Consider the following 14,420-nt stretch of genomic DNA (forward strand, 5'->3'; position numbering starts at 1 on the left):
TACGCGAGCGGCGGTGACGCGGGCGCCCGGACGCTCCGGGTCACCGGCTCCCGCGTACCCCGGAAAAGGCCGCGGGCTGCGGGACGCCGGGGGTGAAGCGGAGGACGCGGTCGTCGTCCCCGGCCGGCCGGCCGCGGCCGTCACGGTTGCTGGTGGTCACCCAGAGTGAGCCGTCCGGGGCGACCGCGACGGTACGGAGGCGGCCGTACTCGCCGACCAGTTCGGGCGTCGGGGTGCCGACCGTGCCGGACGCGTCGACCGGCACCGTCCACAGTCGGGCACCCCGCAGGGCGGCGACGAAGAGGGTGCCGTTCGCGAAGGCCGCGCCGCTCGGTGACGCCTCGGCGGGCCGCCAGGTGACGACCGGGCTGCGGAACCGGGGATCGGTGCTGGGGCCTTCCACGATCGGCCAGCCGTAGTTGCCACCCGGCACGATCCGGTTCACCTCGTCCCAGGTGTTCTGCCCGAACTCGGTGGCGAACAGCCGGCCGTCGCCGTCCCAGGCGAGTCCCTCGACGTTGCGGTGGCCCCAGCTGTAGACCGGCGAGCCGGGGAACGGGTTGCCGGGCGGCACGGTGCCGTCCGGCCGGATCCGCAGGATCTTGCCGTTGCGGCTGCTCAGGTCCTGGGCCCGGGTCGGCACCCCGGCGTCGCCGACGCCGACGTAGAGCAGGCCGTCGGGGCCGAACGCGAGCCGGCCGCCGTCGTGGGCGCCGGCCCGCGCGACACCGCTGAGGATCACCTCCTGGCGCTGCGGCGCGTCCAGCCGGAACCGCACGATCCGGAGGTCGATCGCGGTGGTGAAGCAGACGTAGACCAGCCGGTCGCGGCGGTGGTGGGGCGAGACGGCCAGGCCGAGCAGTCCGGCCTCGCCGCCCGCCACGACGCCGTCGATCGCGGCTACCTGACGGGGGGTCCGGCCGGGGCGCACCCGGACCACCGTGCCGAGGTCCCGCTGGGTGACCAGCGCGCTGCCGTCGGGCAGGAAGTCCAGCCCCCAGGGTGCGGCCAGTCCGGCCGCGACGGTCTGCGGGACGGCGAAGTCGAAGCCGCCGGCGGGTAGGGCCCGGCCCGGCGTGTCGACCTGCACGGCGCGCGGTTCGGCGCGGGCCGGTGCGGCCGGCGCTGCCGGTGGCTCGGCCGCGCGGGCACCGGTCAGCCCGACGGTCAGGACGGTGGCGGTGACGGTCAGGATCGCGCGACGGCGCATCACGGCTCCTCGGATCCCAGGGTAAGGGCCGGCGACGATCGCTCGGCATAACGGACAAACAAGACTTTAGGTCAGCGCTGGCGCCTGTCGTCGGCCCCGCGGGCCCGTGTCGCGGAAACTCCGTTTGCGGTGGGGTCGGTGCCGGGCATTGACGGTGATCCGGTTTGCCAGTAGACCTTGGTGATGGAGGCCCGCAGATGAGGAACGCCCCGCTCTCGCTGGAAGAACTGCGGGCCGCCGTCGCCGACGGCGAGATCGACACGGTGGTGCTCGCGCTGACCGACATGCAGGGCCGGTTGCAGGGCAAGCGGATCCACGCGCCCTTCTTCCTCGACAACGTGCTCGAAGCCGGCAGTGAGGGGTGCAACTACCTGCTCGCCGTCGACGTCGACATGAACACCGTCGACGGGTACGCGATGTCGAGCTGGGACCGCGGCTACGGCGACTTCGCCATGAAGCCGGACCTGGCCACCCTGCGCCGGACGCCCTGGCAGCCGGGCAGCGCGCTGGTCCTGGCCGACCTGGAGTGGCTGGACGGCAGCGGCCCGGTGGTCGCCTCGCCCCGGCAGATCCTGCGCCGCCAGCTCGACCGGCTGGCCGCCCACGGCCTCACCGCGTATGCCGGGACCGAGCTGGAGTTCGTGCTGTTCCGCGACTCGTACGAGGAGGCGTGGCGGCGCGGCTACCGCGAGCTGACCCCGGCCAACCAGTACAACGTGGACTATTCGCTGCTGGGCACCGCCCGGGTCGAGCCGCTGCTGCGCCGGATCCGCACCGAGATGGCCGGGGCGGGCCTGACCCCGGAGAGCGCCAAGGGTGAGTGCAACCTCGGCCAGCACGAGATCGCCTTCCGCTACGACGAGGCGGTGGCCTGCGCCGACCACCACGTCATCTACAAGAACGGGGCCAAGGAGATCGCCGCCCAGGAGGGCATGTCGATCACCTTCATGGCGAAGCCGAACGCCCGCGAGGGCAACTCCTGCCACATCCACTTCTCGCTGCGCGACGCCGGCGGCCGGTCGGCGATGCTCGGCGACGGGCCGGCGCACCTGAGCGTGACCGGCCAGCGGGTGCTGGCCGGGCTGCTCGACACGATGCGCGAGTTCAGCCTGCTCTTCGCCCCCAACATCAACTCCTACAAGCGCTACCAGCCGGGCTCGTTCGCGCCGACCGCGCTGCGCTGGGGCACCGACAACCGCACCTGTGCGCTGCGGCTGGTCGGGCACGGGCAGGGCATGCGGGTGGAGAACCGGGTGCCCGGCGCGGACGTCAACCCCTACCTGGCGATCGCCGCCCTGGTGGCCGGCGCCGTGCACGGCATCGAGCGCGAGCTGGAGCTGGCCGACGAGTGCACAGGCAACGCGTACGACGACCCGTCCGCCGAGCGGGTCCCCGCCACCCTCCGCGACGCCCTCGCCCTCTGGGAGTCCTCCCAGGCCGCGAAGGACGCCTTCGGCGACGAGGTGACCGCCCACTACGCCAACCAGGCCAAGGTCGAACTGGCCGCCTTCGACGCCGCCGTCACCGACTGGGAACTCGTCCGTGGCTTCGAACGCCTCTGACCCCCACCACCACCCCACCGCCCCGCCGCCACCCCGGCGCGTCGATCATGGAGTCGTGGTCGGTGACTCGTCCGGTTGGCACCCTTCGTGCGGCGCCACAACGTCATGATCGACGCGAGGAGAGGGGGCGGGGCAGTGGGTGAGGTGGTGAATCCGGCTACCGGGGAGGTCGTCGCCGAGGTGACCGGGACGTCGCTCGCGGAGACGGATGCGGCGATCGCGCGGGCGGCGGAGGCGTACGAGTCGTGGCGGAAGGTGGCGCCGGGGGACCGGGCGCGGCTGTTGCGGCGGTTCGCGGCGGTGGTGGACGCGCACCTGGAGGAGTTGGCGCAGCTCGAGGTGCGGAACGCGGGGCACACCATCGGCAACGCGCGGTGGGAGGCGGGGAACGTCCGGGACGTCCTCGACTACTACGCGGGTGCGCCGGAGCGGCTGACCGGGCGGCAGATCCCGGTGCCGGGCGGACTCGACGTGACCTTCCACGAGCCGCTCGGAGTGGTCGGGGTGATCGTGCCGTGGAACTTCCCGATGCCGATCGCCGGCTGGGGCTTCGCCCCGGCCCTGGCGGCCGGCAACACCGTGGTGCTCAAGCCCGCCGAGCTGACCCCGCTGACCGCGTTGCGCCTGGCCGAGCTGGCCCTGGCGGCGGGGCTGCCGGAGGGCGTCTTCACCGTGCTGCCCGGGCAGGGCAGCGTGGTGGGGGAGCGCTTCGTCACCCACCCGGCCGTCCGCAAGGTCTGCTTCACCGGGTCCACCGAGGTGGGCACCCGGATCATGGCCGGCTGCGCGGCGCAGGTGAAGCGGGTCACCCTGGAGCTGGGCGGCAAGTCCGCCAACCTGGTCTTCGCCGACGCCGACCTGGCGAAGGCCGCCGCCAGCGCGCCGTCCGCCGTCTTCGACAACGCCGGCCAGGACTGCTGCGCACGCTCCCGGATCCTGGTCCAACGCCCGGCGTACGACCGGTTCCTGGAGCTGCTCGAACCGGCCGTCCGCGCCTTCCGGGTGGAGGACCCGGCGGCCGAGACCGCCGAGATGGGCCCGTTGATCTCCGCCGCCCACCGGGACCGGGTCGGCGGCTACGTCGACGGCGCGAAGGTCGCCTTCACCGGCAGCCGCCCCGACGGGCCCGGCTTCTGGTACGCCCCGACGGTGCTGCTCGCCGACTCGCCCGCCGACCGGCACTGGCGGGACGAGATCTTCGGCCCGGTCGTCTCGGTGCTCCCGTTCGACGACGAGGCCGACGCCGTCCGGCTCGCCAACGACACGGAATACGGTCTCTCCGGCTCGATCTGGACCCGGGACGTCGGTCGGGCGCTGCGGCTGGCCCGCGCGGTCGAGGCCGGCAACCTGAGCGTCAACTCGCACTCCTCGGTGCGCTACTGGACCCCGTTCGGCGGCATGAAGCGCTCCGGCCTCGGCCGTGAGCTGGGCCCGGACGCGCTGCACGCCTTCACCGACGTCAAGAACGTGTTCATCGCGACAGAGGAGTGACCAGCGTGCAGGGACGACTGACGGACCGGGTGGCCGTGGTGACCGGGGCGGGCAGCGGGATCGGGTTGGCCACCGTCCGGCGGTTCGCCGCCGAGGGGGCCCGGGTGGTCTGCGTGGACATCGACGCGGAGGCCGGCGAGCGGGCCGCCGGGGAGGTCGGTGGCGACTTCGTGGCCTGCGACGTCGCCGACGACACGGCGGTCCGGGCGCTCTTCGACCAGGTGGTGGAGCGGCACGGCCGGGTGGACGTGGCGTTCAACAACGCCGGCATCTCCCCGCCGGACGACGACTCGATCCTGGAGACCGGGCTGGACGCGTGGGAGCGGGTGCTGCGGGTCAACACCACCAGCGTCTATCTCTGCTGCAAGCACGTCATCCCGCACATGCGCCGGCAGGGTAAGGGCTCGATCATCAACACCGCCTCGTTCGTGGCGCTGATGGGGGCGGCCACCTCGCAGATCGCGTACACGGCGAGCAAGGGCGGGGTGCTGGCGATGACCCGGGAGCTGGGGGTGCAGTTCGCCCGGGAGGGGATCCGGGTGAACGCGCTCTGCCCCGGCCCGGTCGCCACCCCGCTGCTGCTGGAGCTCTTCGCGAAGGACCCGGAACGGGCCGCCCGCCGGCTGGTGCACGTGCCGATGGGGCGGTTCGGCAACCCGGAGGAGATCGCGGCGGCGGTGGCCTTCCTGGCCAGCGACGACTCGTCCTTCATGACCGCCGCGCAGTTCGTGGTCGACGGCGGGATCACCGGCGCCTACGTCACTCCTCTGTGAGTGCGAGGAGTGAGCCGGTTTTGCGAGCCCCGCAGTCGCGAACGAAAAGAGGCTCGGTGACGCGTCCGCTGATCGGGATCACCGCGTACGTCGAACCGGCCGGCTGGGCGGTGTGGCGGGACGTGCCGGCGGCGCTGGTGCCGCAGGCGTACGTCCGGGCGGTGACCGCGGCCGGCGGCCGGGCCGTGGTGCTGCCCCCGACGACGTGGACGCGGACGTGGTGGGCGTGCTCGACGGCCTGCTGCTGGCCGGCGGCGCCGACGTCGGCCCGGAGCGGTACGCCCACCCGCCGGACCCGCGCACCGAGCCGCGCCCGGACCGGGACGCCGGGGAGCTGACCCTGCTGGCCGCCGCGCTCGCCGCCGACCTGCCGGTGCTGGGGGTCTGCCGGGGCATGCAGCTGCTCGCGGTGGCGCACGGCGGCACCCTGCACCAGCACCTGCCGGACGTGGTCGGGCACGACGGGCACCGCCCGGCGCCCGGGGTCTACGGCGCGCATCCGGTCCGGTTCGCCGCCGGTAGCCGCGCGGCGTCGGTGCTGGCCGGGATCGACCGGGTGAACTCCTACCACCACCAGGCGGTCGCCGATCCGGGCCGGTTGACGGTGAGCGGGTGGGCGGACGACGGCGTGGTCGAGGCGGTGGAGGAGCCGGGGCGACGCTTCCTGTTGGGGGTGCAGTGGCATCCGGAGAACGACGCCGACCCGCGACCGGTCACCGCCCTGGTACGCGCCGCGCGCTGACGGTCGACTGTGTCTCCTGTCACATTCAGCCCCGCGATGTGACGCTGCCGGACGCCGGGACGCTGCTGAACAGCCAGTGAGGCGGAGGTAACCGGCGTCCGTCGACCGGAGGGCGTTACGTTGCTCCCCGGCCGGGGTAGTAGGCGGGGACGGCCGACGGATCTTCCTCGGTCGTCGTCGACATGGCCGGAGCGGGAGGCTGCATGAGCTCGGCCCACGGGAGCCCGGACCGGCGTGGGTCGTCCTCGGGGACGGGCGAGGCCGAACTGTCACCGTTGCTGGCGGCGGCCTTCGCGGCGGGCGGCGAGATGGGCTCGCGGCTGCGCGCCTTCGACTGGTCCACCACGCCGCTCGGTGACCCGACGGGCTGGCCGCCCGCGCTCCTGCACGCGGTCAGCATGATGCTCTCGTCCCGCGCCCAGATCGTCATGTTCTGGGGCGAGGACCACCGCGCCTTCTACAACGACGCCTACGTGCCCACCATCGGCGCCAAGCACCCGGCGGTCATCGGCCAGCCGGCCAGCCGGCACTGGGTGGAGACCTGGGACGTGCTCGGGCCGCTGCTCGAGGGGGTCCACCGCGCCGGCGAGCCGTACCGGGGCGAGAACCATCCCTTCGTCATCGACCGGTACGGCTTCCTGGAGGACGTCTACTTCGACATCTCCTACGACCCGATCCGGGACGCCGACGGCACCGTCAACGGCGTCTTCTGCTTCGTGAACGAGACCACCGGCCGGGTCCTCGGCGAGCGTCGACTGCGGGCCCTGGCCGAGCTGGCATCCCGGCTCGCCGACGTGCAGGACACTGGGGAACTGGGCCGGGCCGTGGCCCGGGTGCTCGACGGGCACCGGGCGGACGTCCCGTTCAGCCTGGTCCTGCTGGACGACGGCGACGGCCGGCCGGCGCTCGCCGGGTGCAGCGGTGTCGCACCGGACGACGTCCGCGCCGACGCCGACGCGCTGGCCCGGCTCGCGGCCCCCGCCGGGCACGGCACGGTGGCCGTGCGCGAGCTGCTCGGAGCGGTCCCCGACGACGCGGCCGAGGAGGCCCTCGTCCTGCCGATCGCCGCGACCAACGAGGCCGCCGGCGCGCTCGTCGTCGGGCTCGGCCGCCGGCTCCCGCTCACCCCGGAGTACCGCGACTTCCTCGACCTGATCGCGGCCCAGGTCTCGCGCGCCGTCGGCAAGCAGCGGGCGTACGAGCAGGAGCGGACCCGGGCCGCCGAACTGGCCGCCCTGGACCGGGCCAAGACCAACTTCTTCGCCAACGTCAGCCACGAGTTCCGCACCCCGCTGACCCTGGTGCTCGGCCCGCTGGAGGACCTGCTCGCCGATTCCGCGCTGCCCGAGCCGTACACCGAGCGGCTGACCACGATGCACCGCAACGCGCTCCGGCTGCTCAAGCTGGTCAACACCGTGCTCGACTTCTCCCGCCTGGAGTCCGGTCGGTCGGCGGCCCGCTACCAGCCCACCGACCTCGCCGACTACACCTCGCGGCTGGCCAGCACGTTCCGTTCGGTCACCGAGCGGGCCGGCCTGCGGCTGGTGGTCGACTGCCCGCCGCTGCCCGCGCCCGTCCACGTCGACCGGGACATGTGGGAGAAGATCGTCCTCAACCTGGTGTCCAACGCCGTCAAGTTCACCTTCGACGGCGAGATCCGGGTGCGGGTCCGCGCCGTGGACGGCGCCGCCCGGCTGGAGGTCACCGACAGCGGGGTCGGCATCCCGCCGACCGAGCTGCCGTACGTCTTCGAACGGTTCCACCGGGTCCCCGGGGTGCGCTCGCGGACCCACGAGGGCACCGGCATCGGGCTCGCGCTGGTCCGCGAACTGGTCGAGATGCACGGCGGCACCGTGGACGTGCACAGCCGGGTGGAGGAGGGCACCACCTTCACCGTGACCGTGCCGTTCGGCCACGCGCACCTGCCCGCCGACCGGGTCGCCACCCTCGCCCCGGTGCCGCTGAGCGAGTCGGAGCAGGCCCGGCTGCACGCCGCCGAGACGGTCCTGTGGGCCGACGACGTCACCATCGCCGGCACGCCGCCTGAGGAGACCGGGACGGCCGGCGGGAACGGGCGGATCCTGGTCGCCGACGACAACGCGGACCTGCGCGAACACGTCAGCCGGCTGCTCCGCGCGTCGTACGAGGTGGTCGCCGTGCCGGACGGCGTGGAGGCGCTCCGGCGGGCCCTGGAGGCGCCGTTCGACCTGGTGCTCACCGACGTGATGATGCCCCGGCTGGACGGCTTCGGGCTGGTCACCGCGTTGCGGGCCGACCCGCGTACCCGGCACGTGCCGATCGTGCTGCTCTCCGCCCGGGCCGGCTCCGCCGAGGAGGTCGCCGGGCTCTCGGTCGGCGCCGACGACTACCTGACCAAGCCCTTCTCCGGCCAGGAGCTGATCGCCCGGGTGCGGGCCAACGTCGAGCTGGGCCGGATGCGCGGGCAGATCATCCGCCGGCTCCGCGCCCTCGCCGACGCGGCCGTGGCGATCAACACCGCCCGCTCCACCGCCGACGTGGTGCAGGTGGCCGCCCGGCACGCGCTCAGTTTGGCCGAGGCCGCCCGGGTGGTCGTCACCGCCACCGGCGCCCGGTACGAGGCCGACGGCGGCGGCGACACCGACGTCGAGCCGTCGGTGGTGCTGCCGCTGACCGGCACCACCGGCGAGCAGCTCGGCGAGCTGCGGGTCTGGCGCCGCGACGGGGACGGGACAGAACAGGCCGCGCTCAACGAGCTGGCCCGGCTGATCGGCGTCCGGCTGGAGAACGCCCAGCTCTATGAGGCCGAGCACCGGATCGCCACCACCCTCCAGCACAGCCTGCTGCCCCGCACGCTGCCCCAGCTCCCGGGCGCGGTGGTGGCCAGCCGCTACCTGCCCGGCAGCGCCGACGTCGAGGTCGGCGGCGACTGGTACGACGTCATCGGCACCACCGGGGACGAACTCGTGCTGGTCATCGGCGACGTGGTGGGCAAGGGCGTCCGGGCCGCCGCGGCGATGGGCCAGCTGCGCAACGCGCTGCGGGCGTACGTGCTGGAGGGCTTCGGCCCGGGTGAGGCGCTGACCCGGCTGAACCGGCTGGTCGTCGGCTCCACCGAGGGCGGCTCCTTCGCCACCGTGCTCTGCATCTGGTTCTCCCCGCGCACCGGCCGCCTGCGGTACGCCAGCGCGGGTCACCCGTCGCCCCTGCTGATCCGCGGTGACGACGTGGCGTTCCTGCACCACCGGGCCCTCGGGCCGCCGATCGGGGCGCTCGGCACGGCGTCGTACCGGACCGTCGAGGGGGCGCTGGCCCCGGGCGGCCGGTTGCTGCTGTACACCGACGGCCTGATCGAGGACCGGGAGCTCGGCATCGACGCGGCGCTCGCCCGGCTCCGCGCCGACGCGACCACCCGCGGCGAGCACGTCGCGGACCTGGTCGACGCCGTGGTCGAGCGGGTGGCCGGCCGGCCCCGCCACGACGACGTGGCGGTGCTCGCGCTGGAGGCGGCCGAGCTGAACCGCTTCGCCCTGCGGCTGCCGGCCGACCCGACCCGGCTCACCGTGCTGCGCAAGCGGCTGGAGGACTTCCTCGTCGCCCACCACGTCGGCGAGAACGACCTGTTCGACCTGACCGTGGCGATCTCCGAGGCGGCGGCGAACGCGATCGAGCACCCGGTCTCGCCGACCGAGGCGATGATCGGCGTCGAGGTCACCATCTCCGACCGGACGGTGACCGCCACCGTCCGGGACAGTGGCGCGTGGCGGGAGTCCACCGGCTCCGGCTTCCGGGGCCGGGGGCTGTCGCTGATCCGGGCGCTCGGCGAGCTGAGCGTGCGGCGTACGGCGGCGGGCACCGAGGTGACGCTGCGCCGGCGGTTGAAGGACTGAGCGGGCGGCCGGTGGATCAGGCCGGGGCGAGCCAGGGCTGTTCGCCCAGGCCGGAGATCTCCAGCACCCGCCGGACCTGCCGGGACGGCAGCACGGTCAGCGTGCCGGGGAGGTGCTGCGCGAGCCGGACCAGCGCGTGGATGGCCGCCGAGTCGAAGAAGGTGACCGCCCGCAGGTCGAGCGTGACCTGCCCGGCCGGTTCCCGCAGCGCGGTCTGGAGCATGGTGTCGGCGGTGGCCATGTCGACCTCACCGGTCACCACCACGCGGAGCTGATCACCGTCGGCCTCCGCCGTGGCGGAGAAGACGGGAGATGCGCCCCCTTGATCCACGCAGAAACAATGGCACAGCCGGACGGGTGCGGCAACAACCCGCGCGCCGGGGCCGTGGCAGGGGTCACCCCGACGCCCGGCGATAGGCTGTCGGCATGACCGTCCGTGCGCCGCTGACCCCAGGCACGCTCTCCCCGTGGCGACCGGTGCCTGCCCACATCACCCGCCCCGAGTACGTGGGCAGGCCGAGCCCGACCCCGTGGCGCGGCTCGCACGTGCAGACCCCGGAGACCATCGAGAAGATGCGCCTCGCCGGCCGGCTCGCCGCCCAGGCGACCCAGCTCGCCGGTGAGCACTGCAAGCCCGGCGTGACCACCGACGAGATCGACCGGGTGGTGCACGAGTTCCTCGTCGACCACGACGCCTACCCGTCGACGTTGGGCTACAAGGGCTTCCCGAAGTCCTGCTGCACCAGCCTCAACGAGGTCATCTGTCACGGCATCCCGGACTCGACCGTGCTCCAGGACGGCGACATCATCAACGTGGACGTCACCGCGTACATCGGTGGGGTGCACGGGGACACCGACGCCACCTTCTGCGTGGGCGAGGTGAGCGAGGAGGCCCGGCTGCTGGTCGAGCGGACCCACCAGGCGATGATGCGGGGCATCAAGGCGGTCGCCCCGGGCCGGCAGATCAACGTCATCGGCCGGGTCATCGAGTCGTACGCCAAGCGGTTCGGCTACGGCGTGGTCCGCGACTTCACCGGCCACGGCATCGGCGAGGCCTTCCACAGCGGCCTCTACGTGCCGCACTACGACAGCCCGCGCCCCACCGACATCATGGAACCGGGGATGACCTTCACCATCGAGCCGATGATCACCCTCGGCACCCACCAGTACGACATGTGGGACGACGGCTGGACCGTGGTCACCAAGGACCGCCGGTGGACGGCGCAGTTCGAGCACACCATCGTCGTCACCGACGACGGCTACGAGATCCTGACCCTGCCGTGACCGAGACCCCGGCGGCGCTGCGCGAGGCGCACCACGCGGACGTGTCCGGCGGTTGGCTGCGGCCGGCCGTGTTCGGCGCGATGGACGGACTGGTCACCAACATCGCCCTGATCGCCGGTGTCGGCGGCGGTGGCGTCTCGGCGCACAGCATCGTGCTCACCGGCGTCGCCGGCCTGGTCGCCGGCGCCATCTCGATGGGGTTGGGGGAGTACACCAGCGTCCGCTCGGCCAACGAGCAGGTCGCCGCAGAGGTGGCCAAGGAACGCCGCGAGCTGGAACGGCATCCGGAGGCGGAGGCCCGCGAGCTGGCCGAGGCGTGGGTCGCCCGGGGCCTGCCCCGCGATCTGGCCCTGCAGGTGGCGAATGAGATCCGGCGCAACCCGGAAGAGGCACTGCGGATGCACGTCCGCGAGGAGCTGGGCATCGACCCCGACGAGCAGCCCAGCCCGTGGGCGGCGGCGATCTCGTCGTTCCTCTGCTTCTCCGTCGGTGCGCTGGTCCCGCTCATGACCTACCTGCTCGGCTTCACCAGCCTCTGGCTGGCGCTCGGCGTCGGCGGGGTGGGGCTCTTCGTGGCCGGGGCGATCGTCGCCCGGTTCACCAACCGCCCCTGGTGGTCCGGCGGTCTGCGCCAGCTCCTGCTCGGTGCCGCCGCGGCCGGTGCGACCTATCTGGTGGGTCTCCTCATCGGCATCGAAGGCGGTCTCGGCTGACGGTGCCCGGTCAGCCGGTGAGCAGGTCGTCGACGGTGCCGTCCACGGGGCGGCCCCGCGCGGCCAGCTCGTCGGCCTGGTGGGCCAGCACCTGACCCACCTCGGTCATGTCCGCGCCGGCCAGCCCGGTACGCCGCACCGCGTCCCCCGGGTCGCGGAAGTAGGTGCGGCCGAGCAGCCCCTGCACGGTCGCCGCCGCCAGCCGGGCCTCGCCCAGCATCAGCAGGGCCTGGTCCGTCTCGTACCACTCGGCGAGCCGCAGCGCGCGGGCGTGCGCGGCGCTGCCCCGGTACCAGGCCTGCCGGGCGGCGGTGCTGAACTCGCCGGGCCGGGCCCGGGCCAGCCGCGCCAGGTGCTCGTCGCGCAGCGTGCGCAGCCAGCCGGTCGGGTCGTGCAGCGCCCGGGTGGTGACGTACCGGTCGGCGGTGAGCGGCCAGAGCGCACCCAGCGTGCGGGCCTGCCGCAGGTAGTCGTCGGCGCCCGCCACGGTCAGGTCCACCAGCACCCCGTCCACCCGCCGGGTGGCCGGTGCCGGTCCGGTGCCCGACCGGTAGGTGACCAGCAGCAGGCCGACCTCCCGGTCGCCGCCACCGTCGTCGTCGCCGTGCGCCAGCGGGCCGTGCACCGCGACGGCGAGCAGGTCGGCCGGGAAGCGGCGCAGCGCCGCCGCGCCGGCCCGTTCCGCGACCCGCCACCGGGGGTCGTCCAGGTGCGCCTCGGTGCCCAGTTCCACGCCGCCGCCGTCCACGGTCACCTCCGCCGGGTCGTTCCGCCCACCGTATGCGACACCGGGCCGGCGGGCGGGCGTGCCGCGCCACGGTCAGGACGGTCGGGGCACCGGTCGCGCCTCGCCGACCGGGACCAGCCGGAAGATCCGGATGTCCCGGTCCCCGGCCCGCTGCACGTACGTCCGGTAAGCCGGCCACTCGGTGACCAGCAGCTGCCAGAGCCGGTCCCGTTCGGCGCCGGTGGCCAGCTCGGCCCGGACCGGGATCCGCCGGCCCTTCACGTCCACCTCGGCGGCGGGCTGGGCGAGCAGGTTCAGCGCCCAGCCGGGCTGGTGCTGCTGCCCCCAGTTGGAGCCGATCACCACGTAGCCGTCGCCGTCGGGCACGTACAGCAGGGGGTTGCTGCGGGGCTTGCCGGAGCGGCGGCCGGTGGTGGTGATGACCAGGGAGGGGATCAGCCCCAGCGCGACCACCCGCCCCCGGGTCAGCCGGCCGACCAGCCGGTCGGCGGGGACCAGCAGTCGCATGGTGGCGCCGAACCACTTGTGGTGACCGAGTCGGCGCGCCAGGGTTCCCAGAACGGACACCCGTCCAGTGTGCCGGTTGCCGGGCGTCGGTGGCACCCCCGATCGCCCCGCCGGCCGGCCGGGCGGTCGCCGCTCAGTCGAGCCGTCGTTCGACGGGCAGCCGGGAGCGGGTGAACAGCGCCGCGCCGAGCATCGCCAGCAGCGGCACCACGACCAGCACGCCCAGCGTCGACCAGGGCACCACCACCGGGTACGGCGACTGGACCGGCCAGCTCTCGGCGTAGCTGCGGTTGACCGAGGCCAGGATGATCACCGCCGAGCCGACGCCGGCCACGATGCCGAGCACCGAGCCGAGCACCGCGATCACCCCGGCCTGACAGAGCGAGAGGACGCGGCGTACCCGGGGACTGGCTCCGACCGCCGCGAGGGTGGACAGGTCGCGGCGGCCCTCCGCGGCGGCCAGGCCGGTCGCCACCCCGGCCGCCCCCAGGGTGATCACACCCGCGCCCACCGCCAGCAGGAGCAGCAGCGGTCGCCGGTCCGGTCGGGGTGCGGCCTGCTCCACCTGCACCGACAGCGCGGCGAGGGGACGCAGGTCGGCGGCGAGGCGCTCCCGTTGCGCGCCGGTCGGCGCGGTCGTGGTGTCGACCGCGAAGCCGAACGGCTGGCCCACCAGGCCGACCCGCGCCGCCGCCGCCGGGGAGAGCAGCAGGCGGTCGACCGGCACGCCACCGCGCAGCACATGGCCGGGCAGCGTCGCGGTCAGCGTCCACTGCGCCTCCGGTCCCTCGGCGGGACGCAGCCCGGTCGGCCTGGTGGCGGGCCCGGTCGCCGTGACGGTGACCCGGCCGGCCACCAGGTAGCGCGGGTCGGTCACCACCACGCCGCCGGCCCGCAGCACCGCCGACGCGGCGGCCACCTCCGACGCCGGTGCGCCGGTGAGCGCCGGCAGAGTGGCCCCGTCACCGTCGACCACCGTCGGCACGCCGAGACCGTCCGGGCCGCGGGACGGCCAGCTGCACCGGGGGTCGGCGAGGGCCTGCCGCCGGGTCTCGACCGAGCGGAACTCCGTCGTCTCGTACGGGCAGACCCGGTCGGGCGGGAGCACCGCGGACGCCGTGCAGTAGTCCTCCGGGCCCTGGGGTGGGCGCAGGCCGGCACCGCGATCGCGGCGACGGAGCCGACCGGCAGGACCGCCCGGACCCGCTCCGCGACCGCCGGCAGTCCCGGCGGTGCGGACTGGTCCGACTCCGGCAGCAGCAGCACATGGCCGGGCGGGATCCCGGGCTGCCACTGGGCCCGGGTGCGGGCCTCGTCGCTGGCCAGCCAGATGCCGACGGCCACACTGCCGGCGACCGCGGCCATCACGGCGGAGATGGCCGGCGCGGCGGAGGACCGGTTCCGGCTGGCCTCCCGCAGCGCCAGCCGGGGCGCCAGCGGCAGCAGCCGACCGGTCCGGGCCAGCAGGCCGATCAGTGCCGGCGTGCCGAACACCAGGCCCAGCTCGCCGAGAATCAGCCC

The 14,420-nt window shown here is 74.3% G+C and carries 11 protein-coding genes and 1 pseudogene; 7 read left to right on the top strand and 5 right to left on the bottom strand.

Annotated elements, in window-relative coordinates; translation table 11 throughout:
• Window positions 1-40: 40 nt before the first annotated feature.
• Window positions 41-1,210 (bottom strand): sorbosone dehydrogenase family protein, encoded by a 1,170-nt coding sequence (locus tag MRQ36_RS20430; protein ID WP_242797749.1) that lies wholly within the window; start codon window positions 1,208-1,210, stop codon window positions 41-43.
• A gap of 197 nt (window positions 1,211-1,407) precedes the next feature.
• Between MRQ36_RS20430 and MRQ36_RS20435 the strand changes: the two genes are divergently transcribed.
• The 5 genes and pseudogenes from MRQ36_RS20435 (at window position 1,408) to MRQ36_RS20455 (ending at window position 9,647) form a co-directional block, all read left to right on the top strand.
• Window positions 1,408-2,772 carry a glutamine synthetase family protein gene (locus tag MRQ36_RS20435; RefSeq protein ID WP_242797751.1) on the top strand — a complete coding sequence of 455 codons (1,365 nt, stop codon included), beginning with the start codon at window positions 1,408-1,410 and terminating at the stop codon, window positions 2,770-2,772.
• A gap of 105 nt (window positions 2,773-2,877) precedes the next feature.
• The gene (locus tag MRQ36_RS20440) at window positions 2,878-4,263 is read left to right on the top strand and encodes an aldehyde dehydrogenase (RefSeq protein ID WP_278188519.1); all 1,386 of its coding nucleotides are present in this window, start codon (window positions 2,878-2,880) and stop codon (window positions 4,261-4,263) included.
• 5 nt (window positions 4,264-4,268) lie between these two features.
• Entirely contained in the window at window positions 4,269-5,036 is a 768-nt protein-coding gene (locus MRQ36_RS20445) for a 3-oxoacyl-ACP reductase (RefSeq protein ID WP_242797756.1), read from the top strand.
• A 56-nt stretch (window positions 5,037-5,092) separates the two neighbouring features.
• Window positions 5,093-5,778, top strand: a pseudogene (locus MRQ36_RS20450) (gamma-glutamyl-gamma-aminobutyrate hydrolase family protein).
• A gap of 203 nt (window positions 5,779-5,981) precedes the next feature.
• The gene (locus tag MRQ36_RS20455; protein WP_242797758.1) at window positions 5,982-9,647 is read left to right on the top strand and encodes a SpoIIE family protein phosphatase; all 3,666 of its coding nucleotides are present in this window, start codon (window positions 5,982-5,984) and stop codon (window positions 9,645-9,647) included.
• A gap of 16 nt (window positions 9,648-9,663) precedes the next feature.
• On the opposite strand, the gene MRQ36_RS20460 is transcribed toward MRQ36_RS20455, so the two are convergent.
• Window positions 9,664-9,978 carry an STAS domain-containing protein gene (locus tag MRQ36_RS20460; protein WP_242797760.1) on the bottom strand — a complete coding sequence of 105 codons (315 nt, stop codon included), beginning with the start codon at window positions 9,976-9,978 and terminating at the stop codon, window positions 9,664-9,666.
• A 95-nt stretch (window positions 9,979-10,073) separates the two neighbouring features.
• Here MRQ36_RS20460 and map point away from each other — a divergent pair, with 95 nt between their 5' ends.
• Window positions 10,074-10,931: a type I methionyl aminopeptidase gene (map, locus tag MRQ36_RS20465; RefSeq protein WP_242797762.1), complete on the top strand. Its 858-nt coding sequence runs from the start codon at window positions 10,074-10,076 to the stop codon at window positions 10,929-10,931.
• Complete coding sequence (locus tag MRQ36_RS20470) at window positions 10,928-11,644, top strand: VIT1/CCC1 transporter family protein (RefSeq protein ID WP_242797764.1); 717 nt, start codon at window positions 10,928-10,930, stop codon at window positions 11,642-11,644. The genes map and MRQ36_RS20470 overlap by 4 nt, the downstream gene beginning before the upstream one ends.
• A gap of 10 nt (window positions 11,645-11,654) precedes the next feature.
• On the opposite strand, the gene MRQ36_RS20475 is transcribed toward MRQ36_RS20470, so the two are convergent.
• From MRQ36_RS20475 to MRQ36_RS20485, 3 genes are all read right to left on the bottom strand, one after another.
• On the bottom strand, window positions 11,655-12,398 hold the full coding sequence (locus tag MRQ36_RS20475; RefSeq protein ID WP_242797766.1) for a nucleotidyltransferase domain-containing protein: 744 nt from the start codon (window positions 12,396-12,398) through the stop codon (window positions 11,655-11,657).
• A 66-nt stretch (window positions 12,399-12,464) separates the two neighbouring features.
• Window positions 12,465-12,959, bottom strand: coding sequence for a nitroreductase family deazaflavin-dependent oxidoreductase (locus MRQ36_RS20480; protein ID WP_242797768.1), 495 nt, complete (start codon window positions 12,957-12,959; stop codon window positions 12,465-12,467).
• A 73-nt stretch (window positions 12,960-13,032) separates the two neighbouring features.
• A complete protein-coding gene (locus MRQ36_RS20485) occupies window positions 13,033-14,007 on the bottom strand; it encodes an FtsX-like permease family protein (RefSeq protein WP_242797770.1) in 975 nt (324 codons plus the stop codon).
• Window positions 14,008-14,420: the final 413 nt, after the last annotated feature.

Origin of the sequence: Micromonospora sp. R77 (assembly GCF_022747945.1) — a bacterium.
Classification (GTDB): Bacteria; Actinomycetota; Actinomycetes; order Mycobacteriales; family Micromonosporaceae; genus Micromonospora.

Coding starts and splice junctions, on each gene's coding strand:
- MRQ36_RS20430 (WP_242797749.1), bottom strand. CDS start 1,210: ATGCGCCGTCGCGCGATCCTGACCGTCACCGCCACCGTCCTGACCGTC.
- MRQ36_RS20435 (WP_242797751.1), top strand. CDS start 1,408: ATGAGGAACGCCCCGCTCTCGCTGGAAGAACTGCGGGCCGCCGTCGCC.
- MRQ36_RS20440 (WP_278188519.1), top strand. CDS start 2,878: ATGATCGACGCGAGGAGAGGGGGCGGGGCAGTGGGTGAGGTGGTGAAT.
- MRQ36_RS20455 (WP_242797758.1), top strand. CDS start 5,982: ATGAGCTCGGCCCACGGGAGCCCGGACCGGCGTGGGTCGTCCTCGGGG.
- map (WP_242797762.1), top strand. CDS start 10,074: ATGACCGTCCGTGCGCCGCTGACCCCAGGCACGCTCTCCCCGTGGCGA.